The sequence below is a fragment of the Litoreibacter sp. genome (assembly GCF_058136045.1).
On the sequence record NZ_JBYVDD010000003.1, the window covers coordinates 230,956 to 254,741 of the forward strand.

The 23,786-nt window shown below is 55.8% G+C and carries 21 protein-coding genes; 10 read left to right on the forward strand and 11 right to left on the reverse strand.

From position 1 onward, the window contains the following. The gene (locus AC3Y7R_RS02500) at positions 1 to 1,650 is read right to left on the reverse strand and encodes a GMC family oxidoreductase (protein ID WP_490040426.1); all 1,650 of its coding nucleotides are present in this window, start codon (positions 1,648 to 1,650) and stop codon (positions 1 to 3) included. Positions 1,651 to 1,755: 105 nt separating this feature from the next. Here AC3Y7R_RS02500 and AC3Y7R_RS02505 point away from each other — a divergent pair, with 105 nt between their 5' ends. Further along, a complete protein-coding gene (locus AC3Y7R_RS02505) occupies positions 1,756 to 2,670 on the forward strand; it encodes a LysR family transcriptional regulator (RefSeq protein WP_490040427.1) in 915 nt (304 codons plus the stop codon). Positions 2,671 to 2,674: 4 nt separating this feature from the next. Here the strand turns inward: AC3Y7R_RS02505 and AC3Y7R_RS02510 are convergent, their stop codons facing one another. Both AC3Y7R_RS02510 and AC3Y7R_RS02515 read right to left on the reverse strand, forming a co-directional pair. Continuing rightward, positions 2,675 to 3,331: a response regulator transcription factor gene (locus AC3Y7R_RS02510; RefSeq protein ID WP_490040428.1), complete on the reverse strand. Its 657-nt coding sequence runs from the start codon at positions 3,329 to 3,331 to the stop codon at positions 2,675 to 2,677. Beyond that, on the reverse strand, positions 3,328 to 4,779 hold the full coding sequence (locus AC3Y7R_RS02515) for a cache domain-containing protein (RefSeq protein WP_490040429.1): 1,452 nt from the start codon (positions 4,777 to 4,779) through the stop codon (positions 3,328 to 3,330). The genes AC3Y7R_RS02510 and AC3Y7R_RS02515 overlap by 4 nt, the downstream gene beginning before the upstream one ends. A gap of 214 nt (positions 4,780 to 4,993) precedes the next feature. Between AC3Y7R_RS02515 and AC3Y7R_RS02520 the strand changes: the two genes are divergently transcribed. From AC3Y7R_RS02520 to AC3Y7R_RS02535, 4 genes are all read left to right on the forward strand, one after another. After that, positions 4,994 to 6,079 carry a TRAP transporter substrate-binding protein gene (locus tag AC3Y7R_RS02520; protein WP_490040430.1) on the forward strand — a complete coding sequence of 362 codons (1,086 nt, stop codon included), beginning with the start codon at positions 4,994 to 4,996 and terminating at the stop codon, positions 6,077 to 6,079. Between the two features lie 143 nt (positions 6,080 to 6,222). Next, a complete protein-coding gene (locus AC3Y7R_RS02525; RefSeq protein WP_490040431.1) occupies positions 6,223 to 7,149 on the forward strand; it encodes a TRAP transporter small permease subunit in 927 nt (308 codons plus the stop codon). Between the two features lie 12 nt (positions 7,150 to 7,161). Beyond that, complete coding sequence (locus AC3Y7R_RS02530) at positions 7,162 to 9,516, forward strand: TRAP transporter large permease (protein WP_490040432.1); 2,355 nt, start codon at positions 7,162 to 7,164, stop codon at positions 9,514 to 9,516. 224 nt (positions 9,517 to 9,740) lie between these two features. Then, on the forward strand, positions 9,741 to 10,433 hold the full coding sequence (locus AC3Y7R_RS02535) for a Crp/Fnr family transcriptional regulator (protein WP_490040433.1): 693 nt from the start codon (positions 9,741 to 9,743) through the stop codon (positions 10,431 to 10,433). A gap of 6 nt (positions 10,434 to 10,439) precedes the next feature. On the opposite strand, the gene AC3Y7R_RS02540 is transcribed toward AC3Y7R_RS02535, so the two are convergent. From AC3Y7R_RS02540 to AC3Y7R_RS02575, 8 genes are all read right to left on the reverse strand, one after another. Beyond that, a complete protein-coding gene (locus AC3Y7R_RS02540; RefSeq protein WP_490040434.1) occupies positions 10,440 to 10,841 on the reverse strand; it encodes a VOC family protein in 402 nt (133 codons plus the stop codon). Beyond that, a complete protein-coding gene (locus tag AC3Y7R_RS02545) occupies positions 10,841 to 11,668 on the reverse strand; it encodes an arginyltransferase (protein ID WP_490040435.1) in 828 nt (275 codons plus the stop codon). Before AC3Y7R_RS02545 ends, AC3Y7R_RS02540 begins: the two co-directional genes overlap by 1 nt. Positions 11,669 to 11,787: 119 nt before the next feature. Further along, positions 11,788 to 12,249, reverse strand: coding sequence for an RDD family protein (locus AC3Y7R_RS02550; protein ID WP_490040436.1), 462 nt, complete (start codon positions 12,247 to 12,249; stop codon positions 11,788 to 11,790). A gap of 66 nt (positions 12,250 to 12,315) precedes the next feature. Then, complete coding sequence (locus AC3Y7R_RS02555; RefSeq protein WP_490040437.1) at positions 12,316 to 12,729, reverse strand: DUF2852 domain-containing protein; 414 nt, start codon at positions 12,727 to 12,729, stop codon at positions 12,316 to 12,318. Positions 12,730 to 12,869: 140 nt separating this feature from the next. Then, a complete protein-coding gene (locus AC3Y7R_RS02560) occupies positions 12,870 to 14,051 on the reverse strand; it encodes an ammonium transporter (protein WP_490040438.1) in 1,182 nt (393 codons plus the stop codon). A gap of 157 nt (positions 14,052 to 14,208) precedes the next feature. Continuing rightward, positions 14,209 to 14,679, reverse strand: coding sequence for a CinA family protein (locus AC3Y7R_RS02565; RefSeq protein ID WP_490040439.1), 471 nt, complete (start codon positions 14,677 to 14,679; stop codon positions 14,209 to 14,211). Beyond that, positions 14,672 to 15,160: a phosphatidylglycerophosphatase A family protein gene (locus AC3Y7R_RS02570; protein WP_490040440.1), complete on the reverse strand. Its 489-nt coding sequence runs from the start codon at positions 15,158 to 15,160 to the stop codon at positions 14,672 to 14,674. The genes AC3Y7R_RS02565 and AC3Y7R_RS02570 overlap by 8 nt, the downstream gene beginning before the upstream one ends. Before the next feature lie 4 nt (positions 15,161 to 15,164). Further along, a complete protein-coding gene (locus AC3Y7R_RS02575) occupies positions 15,165 to 16,304 on the reverse strand; it encodes a bifunctional 2-C-methyl-D-erythritol 4-phosphate cytidylyltransferase/2-C-methyl-D-erythritol 2,4-cyclodiphosphate synthase (protein WP_490040441.1) in 1,140 nt (379 codons plus the stop codon). 171 nt (positions 16,305 to 16,475) lie between these two features. On the opposite strand from AC3Y7R_RS02575, the gene dusB reads away from it, so the two are divergent. The 5 genes from dusB (at position 16,476) to ntrX (ending at position 23,719) form a co-directional block, all read left to right on the forward strand. Then, a complete protein-coding gene (gene dusB, locus AC3Y7R_RS02580; RefSeq protein ID WP_490040442.1) occupies positions 16,476 to 17,453 on the forward strand; it encodes a tRNA dihydrouridine synthase DusB in 978 nt (325 codons plus the stop codon). Further along, entirely contained in the window at positions 17,450 to 18,526 is a 1,077-nt protein-coding gene (locus tag AC3Y7R_RS02585) for a two-component system sensor histidine kinase NtrB (RefSeq protein ID WP_490040443.1), read from the forward strand. The genes dusB and AC3Y7R_RS02585 overlap by 4 nt, the downstream gene beginning before the upstream one ends. A 26-nt stretch (positions 18,527 to 18,552) precedes the next feature. After that, on the forward strand, positions 18,553 to 19,926 hold the full coding sequence (locus tag AC3Y7R_RS02590) for a response regulator (RefSeq protein WP_490040444.1): 1,374 nt from the start codon (positions 18,553 to 18,555) through the stop codon (positions 19,924 to 19,926). 98 nt (positions 19,927 to 20,024) lie between these two features. After that, a complete protein-coding gene (locus AC3Y7R_RS02595) occupies positions 20,025 to 22,271 on the forward strand; it encodes a sensor histidine kinase NtrY-like (RefSeq protein WP_490040967.1) in 2,247 nt (748 codons plus the stop codon). Positions 22,272 to 22,297: 26 nt separating this feature from the next. After that, positions 22,298 to 23,719 carry a nitrogen assimilation response regulator NtrX gene (gene ntrX / locus AC3Y7R_RS02600; protein WP_490040445.1) on the forward strand — a complete coding sequence of 474 codons (1,422 nt, stop codon included), beginning with the start codon at positions 22,298 to 22,300 and terminating at the stop codon, positions 23,717 to 23,719. Positions 23,720 to 23,786 lie beyond the last annotated feature (67 nt).

Below are 23,786 nucleotides of genomic sequence, written 5' to 3' on the forward strand. Positions count from 1 at the left end.
CTACTGCCCCGCCAAGATCCAGCCTGCGGCCTTTTCGGCGATCATCAGGGTCGGCGCATTGGTATTGCCACTGGTAATTTCGGGCATCACACTGGCATCGACAACGCGCAATCCGGTAACGCCTTTCAGGCGAAGATGCGGGTCAAGCACGGCGGTCTCATCCTCATCGCGCCCCATTTTGATGGTCCCGACGGGGTGGAAAATCGTATTGGCAATGTCGCCCGCCAGTTTGGCCAGCTCTTCGTCGCTTTGATATTGCACACCGGGTTTGAACTCCTCGGGCGCGTACTCCTTCATTGCGGGCTGTGCCATGATCTGGCGCACTTGGCGCAGGCTTTCAGCGGCGATTTTACGGTCGTCATCCGTATCAAGGTAGTTGGGCGAGATCAGCGGCGCATCGCGGAAATTCCCCGAGCCGATACGCAAGTGACCGCGACTTGTCGGGTTCAGATTGCAAACGCTGACAGTCATTGCGGGGAAGTCATGCAGGTCTTCGCCAAAGGCCTCAAGGCTAAGTGGCTGGACGTGATATTCAAGGTTCGGATGGGCGCGGCTCGGGTCGGAGCGGGCAAAAGCGCCCAACTGGCTTGGTGCCATGCTCATCGGGCCAGATCGCTTAAGCGCATACTCCAGCCCGATCATCGCCTGCCCGAATAGCGAATTGGCCAAAGTGTTCAGTGTGCGCGTGCCGTTAACCTTAAAGACTGCGCGAATTTGCAAGTGGTCTTGTAGGTTTTCGCCAACATAGGGCGCATCTAGTACAACGTCTATTCCGTGAGATTTCAGCAGTTTAGCGGGGCCAACCCCCGAGAGTTGCAAGATTTGTGGCGAATTCACTGCGCCTGCACAAAGCACCACTTCGCGCGTGGCCTCTGCCAAAACCGACTGCCCTTGGCGGTTTACCATAGCGCCATTACAGCGCGGTTTGCCGTCTGCTCCGGTCTCAAAGGTCAGTTTTTCAACCTGCGCTTCTGTCCAAATTGTCAGGTTTGATCGCGTTTTGGCCGGGCGTAAGAAGGCCTTGGACGTGTTCCAGCGCCAGCCAGAGCGTTGGTTGACATCAAAGTAGCCGACCCCCGAATTGTCGCCGCTGTTGAAGTCATCCGTGCGCTCGATGCCTGTCTGCACAACCGCATCGGCAAAGCTGTCCAAGACGTCCCAGCGAAGCCGCTGTTTCTCGACCCGCCACTCGCCGCCATGGCCGTGCATATCGGAAAACCGGCTGTTGTCGCCGGTCTGCGGGTCGGCACCATCGTCAAGTTTGTAGTGGTCTTCATGGGCTTTGAAATCCGTCAGGGAGTTTTCCCAGTTCCATGCCTCTTCGCCGGTTAATTTGGCCCAATTGTCATAATCGCGCGCTTGGCCGCGCATGTAGATCATCCCGTTGATCGAGGAGCAGCCACCCAAGGCTTTGCCGCGCGGATACCGCAGGCTGCGCCCGTTTAAACCCTTGTCCGGCTGGGTCTCATACATCCAGTCAACCCGCGGGTTACCGATGCTATAGAGGTAGCCCACGGGGATGTGGATCCACGGGTAGGTGTCACGTTTTCCGGCTTCAAGCAGCAACACGCGCGTGGCCGGATTTTCGCTCAGCCGGTTGGCCATCAAACAGCCAGCGGTCCCACCGCCGATAACGATATAGTCAAACATCGCAACTTCCCCCATGACCCTAAAACATCAGTTCCCAAAGCTTTAGGTGTGCGGGGTGCACAAAGCTAATGACGAATCCTTCTGAGCAATATTAAATAAATTTATATGGAGCGATTTTCGAACATAAATACCCTGCAAGCCTTTGTAACTGTCGTGCGCGAGGGCAGCGTGTCACGCGCTGCCGAGGCGTTAAACCTGACCCAACCGGCGGTCAGCCATCAGTTAAAGAGGCTCAGCGAAGAGACCGGCATCGTTTTGTTCAACCGCTCGGCCTCCGGCTTGAAGGTAACAAGCGATGGCGCGGCCCTCATTGCCAAGGCAGAGCAAGTGTTGGCAGCTTTGGCAGAGTTTCACCGCTGCGCGCGCCAACGCGCAGGCCGCGTCAGTGGGAAATTGACTATTGGCACTATTGTTGATCCGGAATTTATTCGCTTGGGTCAACTGCTTAGCCAGATACGGCTCGACTACCCCGACATTGAGACAGAGCTGGTGCATGGTGTCAGCGGCGAGAACCTCAACCGGCTGGAGCGGGGTCAGATTGATGCGGGGTTTTACCTGAGCAGCCCTGAGGAAATCGTTCACAATGATCTTGATCAGCAAGAGCAGTTATTCGCGGTAAAGCTGGCCGAATTTTCCTATAAGGTTATCGCGCCCGCAGGCTGGCAGTCGCGGATCGAGGGCACAAGTTGGCCGGAATTGGCGGAGCTTCCTTGGATCGGGACGCCCGAAGTGTCAGCGCACCACCGCTTGCTTGCCAAGGTTTTCGCGGATCATGGCTGTACGCAAAATACCGTCGCGCTGGTTGATCAGGAAGCATCGATGCTTGAAATGGTGCGCTCGGGGGTGGGGCTAAGCCTGTGCCGCGATTCAATTGCACTCCATCAGCAGCAGTCTTTTGGGCTTTCCGTCTGTAATTCGGTCACGGTTCCGGCCTGCCTTAGCTTCGCCACCCTCGCGCGACGCAAAGATAGCCCCAAAATTCTGGCGCTGTTTGAGCTGTTGCAACGCACTTGGCGGTGATCGCCTAAAACGCCACTCCGGTGCCCTGCAAAACCCCGTGCTCCATCGCATAGCGCGTTAGTCCGGCGGTGGAATTGATACCTAATTTGCGTTTGATATTCTTGCGGTGGGTCTCGACCGTATGAACCGAGATGGTCAAATCCGCCGCGACTTCCTTGTTCGATCGCCCCTGTGCAAGTTGCAACAAAATGGTCTGCTCGCGTGCGGTCAAGGGTTCACGCCCGTCGCTGGTTGGCGGCTCTAGCGAGGCCGTCGCGCCACCGCAGAGATAGGTTTCCCCGCGCATAACAGATTGAATTGCCTTGTATACTTTATCTGTTGGCACATCCTTGAGTAAATATCCTCTGGCGCCATGTGCCATCGCCGCTGAGACATATTCGGGTGCATCATGCATCGACAGGATCAAAATGCGGGTCTGCGGGTTTTGCTCCAGCAGGATCTCCGTGGCCGAAAGCCCACCCAGTTGCGGCATGTTCAGGTCCAGCAAAATCACATCGGGGGTTAGGTCTTGTGCGCGATCCACGATCTCTTGCCCGTTGCTCAAAGTCGCCACAACTTCAATGTCGTCATAACTCTCCAAAATGGCACGAATGCCGTCCGCCACCATCGGGTGATCATCTACAATCACGACTCTAATCATCTTGTTTCCCTTGTCATTCATGCGCGTTTCCTCGGGGTGGTGTTGGGGGTGGCATCGGGGGATATATTCTGGGGTGACAGCAAGTGGCTCAGAGGCACCGAGGCCTCAATAACGGTGCCATCTTCACTCGACAGTATCCGGAAATGCCCTTTGAGTTGGTCCATTCGCTCTTGCATATTGCGCAGGCCAAGGCCGCCGATGGCGTCTTGTTGCTTGCGCGCAGACATGCCTATGCCGTTATCTTGAATGCGCATGGTCGCGCCTTTGCGGTGGCCGAAAACCTCGACCGAGACATGCGATGCCTCTGCGTGGCGCTCCACATTGGTGAGGGCTTCTTGCGCAATGCGGTACAAAGCTATTTTGGCATCTTTATCCAGCCGGTTGCGAAACACCACGGTCTGGAAATCCGTCTCGATACCGGTGCGTCTGGAAAATTCGTCAATCAGTGACTTCAACGCGGGGCCAAGACCCAAGTCGTCCAACACGCCGGGGCGCAGGTCTGCCGAGATGCGGCGCACTTCCTGGATGGCTTCGTTGAGGCCAGATATCCCCTTGTCGAGGCTTGTCGAGGCCTTCGGATCACCATTGATAACCCGACGCGCTGCCAATTCCATCGTGTAACGAATCCCGACCAAAATTTGGCTGATGCTGTCATGCAGTTCTCGCGCGACACGCCCGCGTTCTTCCTCTTGGGTGTCGATAATACGCTCGGTCAGGGCGCGTAATTTGGCATCTGCAAGGCGTCGCTCGTGCAGGTTCAGCGCCAGTCCGGCGACAAAAACGCCTAACAGGGCAAGCAAGGTGATCATCACGATGTAAATGAACGTCTTTTGAACGCGCTCTTCGGTTTGCGCGCGCGCGGCGGCTACGGTGGTTAACACATCATCAATGAAAATTCCGGTGCCGAAAGCCCATTTCCAGTCTTGCAGCCCAGCGACGTAAACCACCATGCGCGCGGTCTCTCCGCTAGAGGGTTTGGCCCAGTCATAGCTGTGGTATCCACTTCCCGAGCGCGCGATGTCGATGATCTTGTCGACAACGGGAACCCCGTTCCGATCCCGCAACCCCAGCCAATTTGCCCCGATCAGATAGGTTTGGCGCGGCGAAACCAAGTTCTTCCCATCGTAATCATAGACAAAGAAAAATCCGTCCTGCCCATAAATCATGGCACTTAAGATCTGCGTGACCTTCAGCTTGGCGGCCTCATCATCGGGGGCGGCATGACCATAGACCGCCCCAATCGCGGTGCGCGCCAGTGAGATGTAGTTTTTCAATTCGGCTTTCTTGGCTTCGATCAACTCGGTTTCGAGGCCGCGAATTTCACGCTCTGCCAATTGCCGTGATTGCACTGTGACCACGGCGGAGATGGCCGCCACCGCCAAGATCAAGGGCAGGGCGGTTAGCAAAAATATCTTTTGCCGGTAGGTCAACGCAAGTCGCGTGCGGATTTGGCTCCAGGACTGTGCCATCTGGTGATCCGCTCCTCCCCTAAGGCGGTATTTCAGGCCAATTCGCTAATTATCTCGCATAAATCGACTGTTTCGCAAGGAAATAGCGCCAAATACCCAGCCATGGGTATTTAGCTTCCGGAAAAGCACACCTAAGGTCTCTCTACTTGAAACGATCGGCCATGACGGCTGGGGAAACCTGCGCATGGCAAAATACCTTTGGGAGGAGACATCTATGGATCGTCGTTCATTTTTGAAAACATCCGCACTTGGCGGCACCGCAGCAGTGGCAACGACCGCATTGGCTGCACCGGCTTATGCACAGGGCAAACGTACCCTGACTATGGTCACAACATGGGGCCGCGGGCTTGCGGGCGTTTTTGACGCCGCACAACACGCAGCCGACAGCATCACCGCCATGTCCGACGGCAATTTGACCGTGGACGTGAAAGCGGCGGGCGAGCTGGTTGGCGCGTTCGAAGTCTTTGACGCTGTGACCTCTGGTCAGGCCGATATGTACCACGGCGCGGACTACTATTTCGTTGGTCAGCACCCGGGCTATGCCTTCTTCACCTCCGTGCCATTTGGCATGACAGCACAAGAGCTGGCCAACTGGTACTACCACGGCAATGGCGCGGCTTTGCACGATGAGCTGGGCGAAATCTTTGGCCTGAAATCCTTCCTAGCTGGGAACACTGGCGCACAGGCCGGTGGCTGGTTCCGCAAAGAAATCAATGGCCCGGAAGACTTCAATGGTCTGAAATTCCGTATGCCCGGTTTGGGCGGCAAAGCCTTGGGTAAACTTGGTGCATCCGTGCAAAACCTGCCCGGCTCCGAAGTGTACCAAGCGCTGGCCTCCGGCGCGATTGACGGCACCGAGTGGATCGGCCCATGGGCGGACGAAAAAGCTGGTTTCCAAGAGATCACCAAGACCTACTACACTGCCGGTTTCCACGAGCCGGGTGCTGGCCTGTCCATTGCTGTTAACCGCGAAGTTTTCGAGTCGCTGTCACCAGCGCACCAGAAAATCATCGAGGTTGCTTCCGCCGAGTCCCATCAATGGAACCTTGCGCAATTCCTCAACAACAACGGTGCCGCGTTGCAACGTCTGCAATCGGCTGGCGTTAAGGTTCTGGAATTCCCGGATTCTGTTTGGGATGCGTTTGGTAAAGCGTCTGAAGAAGTTCACGCCGAGAACATGGGCGACGAGCTTTATAAGAAGATCTATGATGACTATCAGGTGTCCTTGAAAGCCTCTTCCGGCTGGATCCAAAAGGCAGAAGGCGCGTACCGCACACAGCGTGACCGGGTTCTGGGGTAACATTAAGATCATCTCATAAGATGTTGATCTAAAATACTTCGGCCTGCAAAGCACGATGCAGGCCGAAGCGACTATCTATTCTTGTCGTCAAGGGGAGTTTTGGCGACTATCGGTCTTGCACCGGTCGTTTGGGGGGGCACGCTATGCTAGACGCTTTCGTCTGGTTCATCACCAATATCGCCACGTCGTTCTACAATCTGGGATACGCCCTGACGCACCCGTCGTCGTGGCTGTCGTGGCTGCCCTATATTAACCAAACTTTGCCCACGACCGAGCACAAGCAATCGTTGATGCGCTTCATTTATTATGGTGCCTCAATCGAGTTTTTCTTTGTCGTTTTCACTACATTTCTTGTCCTCGTGGCCATTGGCATGTGGCGCAACAACTTCATGTGGGGTTGCGTGCGCCTGCTGGAGGGCTTTGCCAACGGGGTTGGCCGCATCGCTGCTTGGGCTGGCCTTTTGATGGTCATGCAGCAAATCGTCATCATCTTTATGCAGCGCATCTTTGCGCGGGCTGAAATCTCCATTGGATTCGGCATGAGTTTCTCTATGGACATCAGTTGGTGGGCCGAAGAATTGAAACTTTACAATGCCTTAGTGGTAGCCTTATGCGTGACTTACACGTTCGTGCAGGGGGGGCATGTGCGCGTTGATCTGGTCTATTCTGCCGTCAGTTACCGCACCAAAAAGACCATCGACATGGTCGGTTCGGTTTTGTTCATGATGCCTGTGGCGGTGCTCACATGGCTCTATGGCTGGTTCTTCATGTGGCGTCACTTGGTGGTGCCAAACCCTGCGGCGTCAAACTCGCTGGAAAAATTGATGCTTAAGGCGCGCGCCTTGCGCTGGAATATCGAGACCATCGGCTTCTCGCCCAACGGCTTCAACGCCTACTTCCTATTCAAAATTCTGCTCTGCACCTTCACCGCCATGGTGTTCATGCAAGCAATAGCCTTCTTCATGCGGTCTTATCTGGAGCGCAAAGAAGGCCCATCAAGCGAGGGTAAATACCTCGATAAAGACGTGCTGGGCGACGCGGACGCCGAGCTGGCAGCAAACATACACTAAGGGGCTGGACACATGCTTTTCGGATTAGATGGCGTCGAGATCGGCCTTATCATCGTTTTTCTCTGCCTCTTTGGTGGCATCCTGTCGGGCTTTCCCGTGGCATTCGCCATCGGTGGATCGGCGGTTATTTCCTTCTCTATTATCTCGGCTCTAGATGCGGGTGGGCTGTTGATCCATCAGGCGATTGATACTGGCACCGTGGAATACGCCGCGCTGATTGCCGAAGGGTTTAAACCGGAAACCATATCCACCTTCCGATACCCCGATTTACCGCGACTGGCCGAGCCGGTGTTTTTGCAAGGCTGGGAAGTCGCGCTGAACCGCAACGTCTCGTTCATTGTGAACCGGATCAACGAGCGCGTGCTGGCTGGCGCATCCATCGAAACATTGCTGGCCGTGCTGATGTTCGTGTTGATGGGCATCACGTTGGAACGCTCCAAGATTGCCAATGATTTGCTGACCACTATGGCGCGGGTCTTTGGGCCGTTGCCCGGCGGTCTGGCCGTCTCGGTGGTGTTGGTCGGGGCCTTTTTGGCTGCGTCCACGGGCATTGTGGGGGCCACGGTGGTCACCATGGGCTTGCTGTCGTTGCCAACCATGTTGAAGCATAACTATTCGCCCGAGCTGGCCACCGGCGTCATCGCCGCGTCCGGCACTTTGGGCCAGATTATTCCGCCCTCGATTGTGATCGTGCTACTGGGCACCTTGGCGGGGGATTTGTACTCCGCCGCCCAAGAGGTCCGTGCCCAAGAGGTTGGCTGCTCGGATGCGTTAACCTATCTGGGAGAGCCTGCGGTGGTTTCCGTTGGCACCTTGTTCCAAGCGGCACTTTTGCCCGGCGTGTTGCTGGCGGTGCTCTATGCGCTCTATGCATTTGGCTATGCGGTCTTAAACCCGTCCAAGGCGCCCGCCGTACAGATGGGCGAACCCACCGGAGAGCCGGTGCGCCGGTCCGAGGCTTTGACGTGGTTCTTATTTGCCCCGATCGGGTTGATTACAGGCCTGATTTTGCTGATGCAGGTCAATGTTATCGGCACGCAAAATGTCCATGTGGACAGCTTCTCTGACGCGGGTCAAACGGCCTCGTTACGCACCAATGTGTCTGAGCAATGTGCGGGTGCGATGATCGAGTTGCACGGCCAAGAGGCATGGGATTTTGCCATGTCTGAGCAGGCCGCCATTGATGCGGCTGGCGGGGTGACCCAATCGGTCAAGCTGACCGAGGAAGAGCTAGCCGCTGCCATTGAGGTCAAAGTTGGGGCCGCTGCCCCAATCGGGACGGGCATCGCCATGGGCTTGTTGCTGTTCTCTTTGATGTTTGCTGTGGCGCGCGGCGTGTCGCCCTCTGCCAACCCGCTGCCGATTATCGTCGGATTTGGCGGCATTGTGCTGGCCATGTTGGTCGATACACTTCTGGTTTCACCGCTAAGTACGCCGGGCACCACGTTTCTGCTGATGATTGTGCCCATGGGGATGATCTTTTATGGCGCGAAGCATGCGGCTGGCATATTGGGGCGTAACGACTTGATCCGTGTGGTCTTTCCACCGCTGGTTTTGATCATTGCGGTGCTTGGCTCGATCCTTGGGGGCATCACCAATCCGACGCCCGCCGCGGCACTTGGGGCAGGGGGCGCAATCATGCTGGCCGCCTACCGTCGCTTGCAAGACGAGGGCCGCTCGGGACGCATTGTGTTGATGACAACCTTTGCGATCATCTTGATGATCCTTGTCGGTGTGAATTTCGATCTTCGTGTCAACATCGAGCAGGTGAGCTTCGAGAATATGATGGCCTTCCTGGTCGCCCAAGCCGCCTATTTGTTCGCGATATTTGGCTTGCTGTACTCGTGCTATGTGCTGTGGAATTACGGCGTTCTCAGCCCCATCGTGCGCGAAACGGCCAAGGTGACCAGCATGGTGTTCACCATCCTTATCGGCTCGCAACTGCTGAACCTTGTGGTGATCTCATTTGGCGGCGAGCATTATATCCAGCAATTCCTACAAAGCATCGACAATGAGGTGAAAGTCTTCATCATGGTGATGCTGGTGCTCTTCGTGCTGGGGTTCGTGCTGGATTTCCTCGAGATTATCTACATCGTCATCCCGATTGTTGGCCCGGTTATCTATGGTGGGACGATGGATCCGAAATGGGTGACGATCATGATTGCGGTGAACCTGCAAACCTCATTCTTGACGCCGCCATTCGGGTTTGCACTGTTCTATCTGCGTGGTGTTGCGCCCAAAGAGGTCACAACCGGGCACATCTACCGGGGAATCATCCCCTTCGTGCTGATTCAAATGGGGGCACTTGCATTGCTGGCATTATTCCCCTCGGTGGTAACAATCCTGCCGAATTTAATTGGAAATTAAATTTTTCTAACAATGATAGGTCTGTAGGTCTCTGTTTCGATACTTATCCACAGAAAAAATCGTTAGTTGACGTTGGTGCATGTCGTCAAAGCGACAAGAATGTTAAAATCATCTGCTTAAAAATAAGTCAGTATGTTAACGAGTGCTCTTTTACCCCTGTGACCCGTGAATTATAGAAAATATCTAACGTAACCAGTCGACAGCTATACAGTGAAACGAATCTCTTGAATAACTCAACGCGCTTTCCCCATCTTTTAGATGCGGAAATTTTACGTGGCTTTTCTGAAATAGAAAAAGCTGCGTTTCTTAACTCATGCATCCTGAAAACTTACAGGAGGGACAGTGTTGTCTTAAGCCAAGGTGAGGCAGCGACGGGGATGTTTCTTGTTGGAAAAGGGGAGATCCAAATTGGCTACCTTTGCGTTGGCGGCCATCACTCCATCATTTACCACTCTATTCCCGGCCAAATTATGGGCGCGGTAGAAGCCATTTCAGGCGAGCTGTGCTCTGCAACTTGTACGTCACTGGGGGAGAGCGAGATTTTATTTTGCCCGATATCTCTCTTGGATAAGTTGTTGCAATCTACTGTTTTTGTTAGGAATTTTGCTATTTCCGTCTATCATGATTTTTGCCATGACAATAAGTACAAGTCCATCGACCAGTTTTGCTCAGTTGAACAAAAGGTTTGCCTTTATCTGGAGAAGCTATCTGCGCCGGATGCAGTTTTCTGCCACACTCAAACCTATTTGGCCAATGTTGTCGGGTGTTCGCGCCAGACCGTAAATCGGGAATTAGGGCATCTTCGGGATCGGCAGATTATTGAAATGTCAAAAGAGGGTATTAAAATCTTAGATAATGATGCTCTGGCGCGTCGAGTTGAAGAATTGGATACGCAACGGCGGGGCCCTCTTGGTTAATTAACCTTAATCGGGTGGATGATCCTTTAGTTGCATTAAATCCCAGCGATTGCCCCAAGGGTCCCTCCAAACGACAACTTTTCCATAAACCTCATTACGTGGCGCTTCCTCAAACTCCACGCCAGCGGTGGATAAGCGTAAAAAGTCAGCATCAAAATCGTCGCTATGTAAGAAAAACCCAACGCGCCCTCCGGTTTGAGTGCCTATTGATGCTTTTTGGCGGTCCCCATCCGCTCTTGCCAAGAGAATTCTGGTTTGTGCATCGGGCGACGGGGCGATCAAAACCCATCGCTTTCCATGGCCCATGTCCGTGTCTTCAATGAGCGAAAACCCTAGGCGATGTACATAGAAATCAAGGCCTTCATCGTACTCGGGGACCACGATGGCGAAGCTGGATATATGGAGCATTAGGCCTTAGGGGCCCGTGTGTCGGGCAGGCTGATGCGCGCGACCTGCTCGGCGATCGGATCGACTGACAAGGGGTGCGTATCCACACTGTAATCCTCTTCAGAAGTCAGTTTTTGCCACTTCGATTCCCGAAAAATTTCCAATCCGGAAAAGCCGGATTTATATCCCATTTTAGGAGATCCAGGGACCCAATACCCCAGATAAACATAGGGTAATCCGGCCTCCTGCGCGATCCGAACATGGTCAAGAATTATAAATGTTCCCAATGAGTTACGCGCCCAGTCTGGGTCGTAAAACGAGTACACCATAGACAGGCCATCATCGAGGACATCGGTCAGGCAGGTGGCGATTAATTTGGGGGTGTCGCCGGATCTATCCCAGTATTCGATCACCCGGCTTTTGACCGGCGTTTCCTCAACCATGGCGGCGAATTCGAACACATCCATATCGGCCATGCCACCATCGGCATGGCGTGAATCAAGATAGCGGCGAAACAGCTCATACTGCTCCTCCGTCGCCCAAGGAGAGGTCGCTTCGCGCTCTAGCATCTGGTTGCGTTTAGTGCACCGGCGTTGGCTGCGGGTCGGCAGGAAATCCGCCACCCGAATGCGGGCAGATAGACAGGCCGAGCAATCAGCGCAGGAGGGGCGGTACAGCACATTTTGCGACCGCCTGAAACCTTGCTTGCTTAAGGTGTTATTGAGGGTATTGGCATGCTCGCCTTGCAACGCTGTGAACAGTTTGCGTTCACGGCGGCGGTCCAGATACGGGCAGGCCTGTGGGGCCGTAACGTAGAACTGGGGGGCAATGGGCAAAGTATGGCGCATGGAACCTCAAGTGCAGTCAATTGCCACTGAGGGTATCACGCCCCCAGCGGTTCACAATTGCTTTTTCCTAAGGGACCCTATGTGCCGTTAAAATGGCATTAACACCGGGTCAAAACTGCTCAATTTCGGCTTGGAGTGTTAATCGCAACAACGCCGGTGAACATATCATGCAATCCTTGGCCGCGACCATTCATCAACATCATAAAGACCGAGGCCACCTGCGGGATAAAGAACGCGCTGGCCACCATGAAACTAACCGTGTGTATTGCGGCTTCCGAGCCTTCAAGGCGCTGTCCATGGTGATTGCGCAGCTCAATGTTGAACAGTCGCATGCCCGGCGTGGCGGAAAACGCCTGTATCGAGCCAATTCGGTAGATCAGCGACACCACGAGAAACACCAATGGGAAAATGAACCACAACAAAAACAACGGGATGCTGGCAACGATTGCGGCAATCACCCCAATCAGCACGGTATCCACAACCCAAGCCAGCAGGCGTTTCAGGCTCACGCCGTCATAAAAGGCGGGCTGCATCACCGGGTCGGGAAGGGCGTCGTAGCTGTCGTTCATGGTGAAAGACATGGGGGATGTTCTCCTGAAATTAAAGGGGGGAAGCGCGCCCCAGTATATAGGGCGCGGCAAGGTATCTTAGGCGTCTTCGCTGGTTTTCGCAGCTTCGGCGCGCTCGTCCATGAACGAGTCGAATTCCGATTTGTCTTTGGCGTCGCGCAGGCGTTCTAGGAAGGATTCGAACGCTTGTTGCTCGTCTTCAAGGCGCTTCAGCATGTCGGATTTGTAGCTGTCGAACGCGGTGTTGCCCGAGGTGTGGAAGCTGTGGGACCGGCGATGCGTCATGGCACGGCTGCGGCAAGAAGAATTAAACATGCGTTTGCTCCAAATCATATATCCAAGAATAGCAAGGCCAACGGGCCACACGAAAACGAACCCAAGTACCATTGCGGCAATCCAAGCGCCTTTGCCGCGCTCGTCCAGCCAAGCCGTTCCTCGGGCAAACCAGCCCATGCGGGGCATCATTTGGGTGGATGAAGGGGTGGGGGTCATTCGTCTCTCCTGTATGTTAATGTTACTTACATTTACATATTTGGGGAGCTTCCGCGCAGATACAAGAGATGTGGTAGATAAAAATGCAAAAAGGGCCGCAGTTTCCCGCAGCCCCCATGTTTTATTGAAGTAATCTTCGGCTAAGACGACAAATCGTATGCCCGTTCACCATGCGACGCCAAGTCCAACCCGGTGATTTCATCCTCATCAGAGACCCGGATCGGGAAGATCATTTTCACTATGACCACCAAACCAACGGTCACAACGGTGGTCCAGATGCCAACAACAGCCAATCCGCCCAATTGGGCCGTCCAGCTTGCGTGACCAAACACCGCCAGCATCAAGATGCCAAAGATACCGCCCACGCCGTGCACTGCAAAAACGTCTAATGTATCGTCGATTTTTATGACCTTTTTGACCACGGCGCACAGCTCTTGGCACATGATGCCTGCAATGCCACCGATCAACATTGCCTCCATCGGGGAGACCGACCCAGAGGCGGGTGTAATAGAGGCCAGCCCTGCAATCGTGCCCGTCACGATGCCGACCAGTGATGCTTTGCCATAGCGGAACCGCTCCCAAGCGGCCCAAGTGATAGAGGCCATCGCGGCAGATATATGCGTCACGGTGATCGCCATTGCGGCCCCGCCATCAGCCGCCAATTGCGAGCCGCCGTTGAAGCCAAACCAGCCGACCCACAACATTGCGGCCCCGATCATCACCATGCCGGGGTTGTGTGGCGGGGTGGTGGCCTTGCGGCGTGGCCCAAGGAAGGCCGCGACGATCAATGCGGCCATACCAGCCGTCTGGTGCACGACTATACCGCCCGCAAAATCATTCACGCCGTCCTCAAATAGCGACCATTCCGCACCAGCCAACAAACCGCCGCCCCAAATCCAGTGGGCCACTGGGGCATAGCAAATCAACATCCACAGCGACGAGAAGGTGAGGACAAAGCCATAGCTAACCCGCTCCACATAGGCGCCGACGATTAGGGCAGGGGTGATAATGGCGAAGGTCATCTGGAACATGAAGAACAGCACTTCGGGGATAGTTCCCGATAGCGTGTCGGCGGTGATGCCGTTCAGGAAGGCCTTGTCCAAGCCGCCCCAATAGGCGTTAGCGTCGCCAAACGCGATGGAATACCCCGCGACCAGCCACAAAATGCTCATCACGCAGGCAATAGAGAAGCATTGCATGAAGACGCTGAGCACATTTCGCGCCCGTACCAGCCCGCCATAAAATAAGGCCAACCCCGGTAGGGTCATAAACAGCACCAAGGCTGTGGCGACGATAATCCAGGCGGTATCCGCTCCGTTCATGGCTCTCTCCCTTTTAATCTTCTCTTTCAGGGCAGAGACTAGGATGTGGATGCAAATTAAAGTAGCAGAGGCAAAATAAGCGGCCTATTTTATATGCGATGTGCGAATTGCTGATATTTTAGGCTAAATATCTGGAGATTGCCCGAAAAGAGCGCAGTTAAGAAAGTGTGGCCTCTAGGAGCATTTCCAGTGCGTGGGCCACCGTGGCTGCGCGCACCTCATGGCGCCCCAACGCCCCGAACTGCACGGTTTCGGTGTGAAGTCGCCCTGATATCGACAGTCCGAAACACACCATGCCCTCGGGTTTTGCCCCGGATCCACCCGGCCCGGCGATGCCCGTTACCGATATGGCCAGCTCAACACCAGCCGCCAGCCGCGCGCCCTGCGCCATTTGCGCCGCAACGTCTTCCGAGACGGCCCCGAAGGTATCTAGGTCATCTTGCTCGACACTCAGCATTTCGACCTTGGCGGCGTTGGAATAGGTCACGAACCCACGGTCCACCACGTCCGACGACCCCGCCACTTCGGTCAGCGCGCCTGCGATCAACCCGCCGGTGCAGCTCTCGGCCGTGGCAATCCGCCAGCCTTTGGCGCGCGCTGCCGCTAAAACCTGCGCCGCATCAACCATGCGCAATCCATGCGCCGGCAATGACCACCAGAGCCGCCAAAACGCCCGCAATCACGTCGTCCAGCATCACGCCCAACGGGCCTTCCATCCGGTCCGCCCAGCCCACGGGGCCGGGTTTCCAGATGTCGAACAGCCGGAAGGCTAGAAACGCGGTTAACACGCCGGGCCAAAGCATCCAGAAGGTAGCCCCCGTATGGCTTAGCCCGATGGCCACGGGCAAAAGCGCGATCCATTGCCCGACAACCTCGTCGATCACGATCTCCGAGGGGTCGTGGTCGTCCTTGCCGCGGGTTTCCATCTCGGTCACGCCCCAGCCCAGCACGAACATGATCACCGTCAGTAAGGCCAACCCGATATAGCCGCGCCACTCGATCACGCCCCACGCCGCGATCACCGCCGCCGCCGAGCCCCAAGTGCCGGGGGCGGGGCGCAACAATCCGACATAGCCAAACGTCGCCCAGAATTTTGACGCAGAGAACATAGCGCTATCCTTTTACCATTGTGGCGGTCGCCATGCAGGCAATGCCTTCGCGTCGGCCAGTAAAGCCCAACTGCTCTGAGGTGGTGGCCTTCACGCTTACGCGATCTACTGATATATCTAGCAATTCAGCAAGCTTATGGCGCATAGTTAAAGCATGTGGGCCGATCTTTGGTTCCTCGCAGATCAACGTGCAATCGACGTTCGAGATGGCAAACCCCATGCTGGTGGCCAGATCGCGCGCGTGCTCTAGGAAGACGTGGCTGGCCATGCCTTTCCACTGCGGATCACTTGGCGGAAAGTGCTGCCCGATGTCGCCTTGCGCCAGCGCGCCGTAAATCGCGTCGGTGATTGTATGCAACCCGACGTCAGCGTCCGAGTGCCCTTGCAGCCCGCGCCCGTGCGCCACTTTGACGCCGCATAGCATCACATGATCCCCCGGCCCAAACCGGTGCACGTCAAACCCGTTGCCAACCCGTATATCCACCGCTCTCTCCAAATATTGTGCCGCCCGGGCGAAATCCTCAGGCGTAGTGATCTTCATGTTGCGCGCGCTGCCTGCAACGATTGTGACCGCCAAACCAGCGGTGCGTGCGATCTCGACATCATCCGCAGCCCCGCCTTCATGCGCGCGGTGCGCCGCTAAAATGGTGTTCAGATGAAACCCTTGCGGGGTCTGCGCGCGGTACAGCCCGTTGCGATCTTGCGTGCCCGTCACATGGCCCGCGTCGCCGCGCCACAAGGCGTCACTCACAGCTACGGCAGGGGCCGCGCCAGCAGATGTGGCCAGCGCTGTCAGCACCCGGTCAATCACCCCTGCGGTTACCAATGGCCGCGCGCCATCATGGATCAAGACGTGATCAAAGCGCCCCTCGGCGGCCAGCAACCCATTGAGTACGGATGCGTCGCGACTGTCGCCCCCGACAACCACCGTGACGCCCTTGGGTATCCAGTCGGAAGGGGTGTCTTGGGGAACAACCAAAATGACCTCATCCACCCGCGGATGCGTGGCAAAGGCGGCGCAGGTCCAGTCCACAACGCGGCGCCCTGCGATCTCTTGCCATTGCTTGGCGACCTCGCCACCCGCACGGGTGCCACGCCCTGCGGCCACGATAATGGCCGCCACTGTTGATTGATCCAAACTCATGAAAAATACCTATGATGTGTCTGCGCGAAGGACAATGCCTCTCGTGATGCTGATTAATTTTTAGGCACACCCTAATAAAGCGGCACGAAAGGCGTAAAACCTTGCGTGATATGGTTGCAATGGCGGTTTTACCTCGGTAGCAAACTAGGCATATGCACAAGGATTAAGCATTTGTCCATTCAAGTGGCGGAACACTCAATCGACCCACCTGTGTTGCTGGCCCCGCTGGCGGGGATCACAGATTTGCCGTTTCGCAAGCTGGTCTCCAGCTTTGGCGCGGGGTTGGTGGTGTCAGAAATGGTCGCCAGTCAGGAAATGGTGCAGGCCAAGGCAGGGGTTCGCGAGCGCGCCGAGTTGGGCATGGGATTCGCCAATACCTCGGTGCAACTGGCTGGCCGCGAGGCCCACTGGATGGCCGAGGCTGCCCGTCTTGTGGCGGCCAATGGCGCGCGGGTGATCGACATCAACATGGGCTGCCCGGCCAAAAAAGTCACCAGCGGCTACTCCGGCTCGGCCCTGCTGAAAGACCTCGACCACGCCCTGAGCTTGATCGAGGCCGTGGTCGCGGCGGTTGATGTGCCGGTCACGCTAAAGACCCGCTTGGGCTGGGATGACGCGCTGTTAAATGCGCCTGAGTTGGCCAAACGCGCTGAAAATGCTGGCATTCGTATGATTACCATCCACGGGCGCACCCGCTGCCAGTTCTACAAAGGTCACGCCGATTGGGCCGCTATCCGTGCGGTCAAAGAGGCGGTGCAAATCCCTGTCGTGGCCAATGGCGATATCATCGACACGGGGACCGCGCGCCGCGCCATCGAGGCCTCGGGGGCCGATGGCGTGATGATCGGGCGCGGCGCGCAGGGCCGCCCTTGGGTGCTGGCCAGCGTCGCGCATGACTTGCACGGCACACCCGCGCCAAGCATCCCAAGCGGTGCCGCGCTGGTGGCTATGGTGGCTGCGCATTATGAGGATATGCTTGATTTTTATGGTCCTAAGCTAGGGCTGCGCATCGCGCGCAAACATCTTGGCTGGTACATGGATGGGGCAGGGACCGCCGCCGCCCTACGCCGCGAAGTCTTGACCGCCCAATCACCAACCGACGTCCTTTGCCGCCTATCAGAGGCACTTTGCGCACCGGAGGCCGCATGACCGTCAATTTCTTCGACACTCTCTGGTCCTCGCTGCCGGTTCCGGCATTGGTGATCGACAGCCAGAACAACATCGTCGAGATAAACGCCGCTGGCGAGGGCTTCATGAATGCCTCCGCCAAGTCGCTGCGCGGCGCGCCAGTGTGGGACAAGTTGCATGTGAATGCGCCACTTGATGATGCGGTGACACGGGTGCGCCGCGACCATTCCGCCTTGTTTGTGAACACGGTTGATGTCGGGTCTGGCGAAAAGCCACCGATCCAATGTGATGTACAAATCACCGCCATGGTGGACCGGCCCGGCTATATTTTGATCCTGCTGGAGCCGCGCGAGATTGCTGAGAAAATGGGCCGCGCCATGCAATCCAAGACCGCCGCCAAATCCGCAATAGGCATGGCCGAAATGCTGGCTCACGAGATAAAGAACCCGCTCGCGGGGATCACCGGGGCGGCGCAACTTCTGAGCATGGGGCTGTCCGGCGATGACTTGGAGTTGACTGATCTTATTGTCGAGGAATCGCGGCGGGTGGTGAAATTGCTTGAGCAAGTTGAGCAATTCGGCAACTTGCGCCCACCGCTGCGCAAACCAGTCAACCTGCATGATGTGCTTGATCGCGCACAAAAATCCGCAGCCGTCGGGTTTGCCGCGCACATGAAGATCAAGGAAAACTACGACCCGTCCTTGCCGTCTACGTTTGCCGATGCCGATCAATTGCTACAGGTCTTCCAAAACCTGCTGAAAAATGCCGCCGAGGCGGCGGATAATCGCGGCGGGTGTATCGAGATCAAGACGTTCTACGAGATGTCGCTCAGGGTGCAGCGCCCGGATGGCACACGCCTTGCAGTCCCCTTGCAGGTTGAAATTATCGACGATGGCCCCGGCTTGCCAGATGACTTGGCGGGGGAGGTGTTTGAGCCGTTTGTCTCAGGCCGCGAAAATGGCACAGGGCTGGGCCTTGCGCTGGTGTCGAAAATTATCTCGGAACATGATGGCTGGATCTCGGTCACATCCGTCCCCGGCAGAACGGTCTTTCGCATATCACTGCCAGTCACCCCGAAAGACCACCCCTTATGATATACCCCCTAAAGAGAGTTTAACACATGGATGGCACCGTTCTGGTCGCAGATGACGACCGCACAATTCGCACGGTTTTGACCCAAGCCTTGACGCGGGCGGGCTGCAAGGTCCATGCGACGTCATCACTGACCACGCTCATGCGTTGGGTGGCCGAGGGCAAGGGGGATTTGGTGATCTCTGATGTGGTCATGCCCGACGGAAACGGGTTGGAAATGTTGCCTGCGATCCGCGAAAAACGCCCGGCGCTGCCGGTGATCATTATCTCGGCGCAAAATACCATTATGACCGCTATTCAGGCCACCGAAGCCGAAGCCTACGACTACCTGCCAAAACCCTTTGACTTGCCTGACCTGATGAAGCGCTCGGCCCGCGCGCTGGAGCGTAAACGCGTTGTTGCATCGCCACATGCCCCGGATGCGCCGCAAGGCGAGGGCGATGATCTGCCGCTGATTGGTCGAACCCCGACAATGCAGGCGCTCTACCGGTTGGTCGCACGGGTTATGAATACCGATATGCCGATTATGATCACGGGTGAATCGGGGACGGGGAAAAGCCTGATCGCACGCGCTGTTCATGATTTCTCGGATCGCCGCAACCTACCGTTTGTCGTGGCTACTCCCATAGACCTCGCAACTATGGAGGGGCCTGCGGCGGTTCTTGGACGGGCGCGGGGCGGCTCTATCTTGTTTGATGAGGTCTCTGATCTGGACGAAAATGCGCAGGCGCGTGTTGTGCGTATGCTCGACAGCCTGACCGATGATGCCCCTAGAATTATGGCGACGTCACAAGAGGATCTTGCAACCAAAATGGAGGCTGGAGAGTTCCGCCAAGATCTTTTCTACCGGCTTGATGGCGTCACCATCTCGGTGCCGCCTTTGCGAGATAGGGTCGAGGATATACCGCTGCTAACCGAGCATTTTTTGCAAAAGACAGACCGGAATGGCGTGCCTGTCCGTGGGTTCTCCAAGGAGGCTCTTGAACTGGTGCGCGGCTATACGTGGCCCGGAAATGTGCGCCAGTTGGAGAATACGGTTCAGCGCTTGGCTGTGACTGCCGCGGAGGAAGAAATCACCCGTACTGACGTTGAAATGGTTTTGGGTGCTCAGCCCGGAATTGAGCCACTGACAGGGGGCATTAGTGCATCTGATAAGTTGTCGTCGTCGGTGGGTGCGCACCTGCGCCGCTACTTTGATCTGCATGGCGGTGTATTGCCTCCGCCCGGCCTGTACCAGCGAATCCTACGAGAGATCGAAGCTCCGTTAATCGAGATTTCGCTAGAAGCGACAGGCGGAAACCAAGCTAAATGTGCTGATTTACTCGGTATCAACCGCAATACCTTGAGAAAAAAGGTCACAGACCTCGATATTCGCGTGACACGGCGCCGTAAGTTGATGTAAAACCGCAACAGTCACCGTGACGATTGAGCCGCATGGACGGTTTAACGATCACATTAACGAGTCGTGGCAAGGCGGTAGAGAAGTAGATGAAAACCCCAATGGGTACCCGCGGGCGAACTGCCGCGTGGGACAGGCTGAATCGGGTGCGTAAATTACGCAGGGTGCAAAATATTGCGACCCTGAGCTTGTTCGTTCTCGGGCCGGTGCTGGCCGTTCTCACCTATATGGGGCTTGGCCCGTTTGAATTGGACCCGACGTCCAACGGAATCCGGCTGATCATTCTTGCTGATCTAATCTATGTGCTCGTGGTGGCGGCGCTGGTGGCCCAAAAGGTCGGTAAAATCATCGCCTCACGGCGGGCAAACTCGGCTGGATCACAATTGCACCTTCGCCTGACTGGCGTTTTCGCCATCGTGGCTTTGATCCCAACGGTGCTGGTTGCGGTTTTTGCTGTGGTCACCTTGAATTTCGGCCTGGAGGGCTGGTTCTCAGAACGTGTGCGCAACGTGGTCGGATCGTCTCTTTCTGCGGCTCAAGCCTACGAGCAAGAGCAACATGACAATCTGCAAAGCGACATAAGACGCCTTGCAGGCTACATGAACATAGCCAAGCAAACTACTAATTTCATTTCTGATTCTGACCTCAGGCAGGTTCTTAGCCAAGCTCAGGATCAAGTCCAACGCGGCCTTAAGGAAGCCTATATAGTTGATGGGGCTGGTAATCTAAAAGCCCGGGGTATCCGGTCATATCGTTTTGATTTTGAACCTGTTCCGGACGTGGCATTTGCGCAGGCGCAATCTGGTGATCCTGTGGTGATCGAGGATTGGCCTAACAATGAATTTCGCTCGCTCCTGCGTTTGGCATCCTATCCTGACCGCTATCTTTATATCAGCCGCACGGTCGACGGTGAAATCCTTAGCCTTCTGGATCAGACGCAGGAAACTGTGCGACTATACAAGCAACTCGAGAACGACCGAGGTCGGCTTTTGTTTGAGTTCGGGCTGATTTATTTGGGCTTTGCGCTGATCTTGATCCTTGCTGCAATCTGGCTTGGCTTGTGGTTTGCGGAGCGTCTGGCGCGCCCTGTCGGGCAGCTTGCAAGTGCGGCTCAGCGGGTCGGTGCAGGGGACTTGGATGTTCAGGTTATAGAGGCTGAAAGCGGGGATGAGATTGCCCTTTTGGGACGGCTTTTTAACCAGATGACGCGGGAACTTAAGGTCCAACGAGAGACGCTTTTGAGCAACACCGAACAAGTGGACCGTCGTCGTCGTTTGTTCGATTCGGTTCTGTCATCTGTTTCTGCGGGCGTTATCGGATTAGATGAAGACGGGCGCATCACTTTCATGAACCGCTCTGCCCTGCGGTTGCTGGACCTTGGCGATGATGAAGAAATATCGCAGGCGATATCGGAAGTTATTCCAGAATTCTTTCCGCTGTTCACGCAATTGAGGCAGGGCGATGCCGAGACGGCTCAAGAGGCGATTATGATCACCCGCCGTGGCCAACTTGAAAGCCTGTTGGTGCGTATCGGCACTCGGACCTCGCAAGATGGGGCGCTGGAGGGGTATGTGCTGGCGTTTGATGATGTGTCCGAGTTGGTGAGCGCACAAAAGATGGCGGCATGGGGCGATGTTGCGCGCCGCATTGCCCATGAAATCAAGAACCCTTTGACCCCGATACAATTGTCAGCCGAGCGGCTAAAGCGCAAGTTTGCCCCATTGGCAGGCGACCAGCTCGAGAGCCTTGAGCAGTATACGGATGTGATCATACGGCAAACTCAGGACCTGCGCCGCATCGTCGATGAGTTCTCTAAGTTTGCCCGCATGCCAGAGCCAGAGCTGCGTGAAACTGACCTGATGATGTTGATAAATGACGCCGTTATTTTGCAACGCTCTGGCCAGCCGACGGTTGATATCACCTTGGAGACGACGGACAAGCAGGTCCTTTCCGAGCTTGATCAAACCATGATCGGCCAGGCGTTAACCAACTTGATCAAAAACGCAGGTGAGGCGATTGAAACCTACCAAGAGGCGGGGGCGCATGAGGGGCATGCCCCTCAGATCCGGCTCGATGTCACCACCACGGCCAAGGAAGTCACCGTCGCGATATCGGACAACGGAATTGGCTTGCCACATGACCGGACGCGGCTGTTTGAGCCTTATGTGACAACACGGGCCAAAGGCACCGGCCTTGGCCTGCCAATCGTAAAGAAAATCATTGAAGAACATGGCGGTAGCCTCAATTTGCGCGATGCCGAACCTTTTGACAACAACGGCCATGCAGGCGCTAAGGCAGTGATAAAACTGCCCCGTCTCGCAGCCAATAAACGCAGGAATGTGGCCTGAACAGGCCATCACACAGGAGCAGAGATATGGGCGATATTCTGATCGTAGACGACGAACGAGACATCCGGGAATTGATTTCGGATATCCTAAAAGACGAGGGGTTTACGACCCGTTTGGCGGGCACCTCAGAGGCCTGTATGGCCGAGATCAACGCCGAGCCTCCGGCGCTGATGATCCTTGATATTTGGCTCAAGGACAGTGCCATGGATGGCATCGACATCTTGAAATGCGTCAAGCGCGACAACCCCGATGTGCCCGTCGTTATCATCTCTGGGCACGGCAATATTGAGATCGCAGTCGCGGCCATCAAGCAAGGGGCCTATGACTTCATCGAGAAGCCGTTCAATATTGATCAGCTCATGGTGGTGATCACCCGCGCCATGGAGACCGCACGCCTGCGTCAAGAAAACAACCAGCTCAAACGCGGAGAGGCCATATCTGCCGACATGATCGGGGATAGCTCTGCCTTCAAAGCGCTTCAGGCCCAACTCGATAAGGTGACCGGCTCTAATGGGCGCGTCATGCTCACGGGCGGGGCGGGTGCTGGCAAGGATGTCGCGGCCCATTATATTCACGCCAATTCGAACCGGTCTCATGCGCCGTTCATTACGGTTAACTGCGCCACAGTTGAGCCGGAGCGGATGGAAGAGGTGCTGTTCGGGCGTGAAAGCCGCGAACGCGGCATCGAGCCGGGGCTGCTGGAGCAAGCGCATGGGGGCATCATTTTCTTTGACGAGGTTGCCGACATGCCCCTTGGCACCCAGTCCAAAATTTTACGCGTTCTGGTCGAGCAACAGTTCCAACGGGTCGGTGGGAATGACATGGTGCGCGTGGATTTGCGGGTCATCTCCTCGACCAATCGGAATTTGGAAGCCGAGATCGCTGCGGGCACGTTTCGCGAGGAGTTATTTCACCGCCTTAATGTGGTTCCAATCAATGTTCCAAATCTGGAAGATCGCCGCGAAGACATCCCGACGTTGGCACAATCATTCCTTGAATATTTCAACAAATCGAATGGCTTACCGCTGCGGGGCCTTGCGGATGATGCAATTACATTGCTGCAAACCATGCAGTGGCCGGGTAATATTCGCCAGCTTAAAAATGTGATTGAGCGGGTGTTGATCCTTGGGGCAGACAAGGGCGATATCGAGGCCAAAGAGCTGCCGCAAACAGATACGGTCAATGAGAGCGGAAGCGGTGTAGCCATCAGCGGAAATCTGGCCACTTTGCCATTGCGTGAAGCCCGCGAGCTGTTTGAGCGCGAATATCTAATGACGCAAATCAACCGGTTTGGGGGCAATATATCCCGGACAGCGGCCTTTGTCGGGATGGAGCGAAGCGCGCTACACCGCAAGTTGAAATCCTTGGGCGTGGTCACATCAAATAAGGCCGGTGCGCGTATTGCCCAGATACACAACGATGATCTGGCCTCCACTGGCACAGATTAATCTGCATTAAGGTTAATGGCCCCCATTGGCAAAATTGGGGACCATACGCACTTCTGGGTTCATCTTG

Excerpts from the sequence above, each read along its gene's own strand:
- AC3Y7R_RS02595 (WP_490040967.1), top strand. The coding sequence starts at position 20,025 with ATGGGTACCCGCGGGCGAACTGCCGCGTGGGACAGGCTGAATCGGGTG.
- ntrX (WP_490040445.1), top strand. The coding sequence starts at position 22,298 with ATGGGCGATATTCTGATCGTAGACGACGAACGAGACATCCGGGAATTG.
- AC3Y7R_RS02570 (WP_490040440.1), bottom strand. The coding sequence starts at position 15,160 with ATGTTCTCTGCGTCAAAATTCTGGGCGACGTTTGGCTATGTCGGATTG.
- AC3Y7R_RS02515 (WP_490040429.1), bottom strand. The coding sequence starts at position 4,779 with ATGGCACAGTCCTGGAGCCAAATCCGCACGCGACTTGCGTTGACCTAC.
- AC3Y7R_RS02500 (WP_490040426.1), bottom strand. The coding sequence starts at position 1,650 with ATGTTTGACTATATCGTTATCGGCGGTGGGACCGCTGGCTGTTTGATG.
- AC3Y7R_RS02555 (WP_490040437.1), bottom strand. The coding sequence starts at position 12,729 with ATGACCCCCACCCCTTCATCCACCCAAATGATGCCCCGCATGGGCTGG.
- AC3Y7R_RS02585 (WP_490040443.1), top strand. The coding sequence starts at position 17,450 with ATGACCGTCAATTTCTTCGACACTCTCTGGTCCTCGCTGCCGGTTCCG.
- AC3Y7R_RS02575 (WP_490040441.1), bottom strand. The coding sequence starts at position 16,304 with ATGAGTTTGGATCAATCAACAGTGGCGGCCATTATCGTGGCCGCAGGG.
- AC3Y7R_RS02590 (WP_490040444.1), top strand. The coding sequence starts at position 18,553 with ATGGATGGCACCGTTCTGGTCGCAGATGACGACCGCACAATTCGCACG.
- AC3Y7R_RS02530 (WP_490040432.1), top strand. The coding sequence starts at position 7,162 with ATGCTTTTCGGATTAGATGGCGTCGAGATCGGCCTTATCATCGTTTTT.
- AC3Y7R_RS02545 (WP_490040435.1), bottom strand. The coding sequence starts at position 11,668 with ATGCGCCATACTTTGCCCATTGCCCCCCAGTTCTACGTTACGGCCCCA.
- AC3Y7R_RS02510 (WP_490040428.1), bottom strand. The coding sequence starts at position 3,331 with ATGAATGACAAGGGAAACAAGATGATTAGAGTCGTGATTGTAGATGAT.
- AC3Y7R_RS02550 (WP_490040436.1), bottom strand. The coding sequence starts at position 12,249 with ATGTCTTTCACCATGAACGACAGCTACGACGCCCTTCCCGACCCGGTG.
- AC3Y7R_RS02560 (WP_490040438.1), bottom strand. The coding sequence starts at position 14,051 with ATGAACGGAGCGGATACCGCCTGGATTATCGTCGCCACAGCCTTGGTG.
- AC3Y7R_RS02525 (WP_490040431.1), top strand. The coding sequence starts at position 6,223 with ATGCTAGACGCTTTCGTCTGGTTCATCACCAATATCGCCACGTCGTTC.
- AC3Y7R_RS02520 (WP_490040430.1), top strand. The coding sequence starts at position 4,994 with ATGGATCGTCGTTCATTTTTGAAAACATCCGCACTTGGCGGCACCGCA.
- AC3Y7R_RS02540 (WP_490040434.1), bottom strand. The coding sequence starts at position 10,841 with ATGCTCCATATATCCAGCTTCGCCATCGTGGTCCCCGAGTACGATGAA.
- AC3Y7R_RS02565 (WP_490040439.1), bottom strand. The coding sequence starts at position 14,679 with ATGGTTGATGCGGCGCAGGTTTTAGCGGCAGCGCGCGCCAAAGGCTGG.
- AC3Y7R_RS02505 (WP_490040427.1), top strand. The coding sequence starts at position 1,756 with ATGGAGCGATTTTCGAACATAAATACCCTGCAAGCCTTTGTAACTGTC.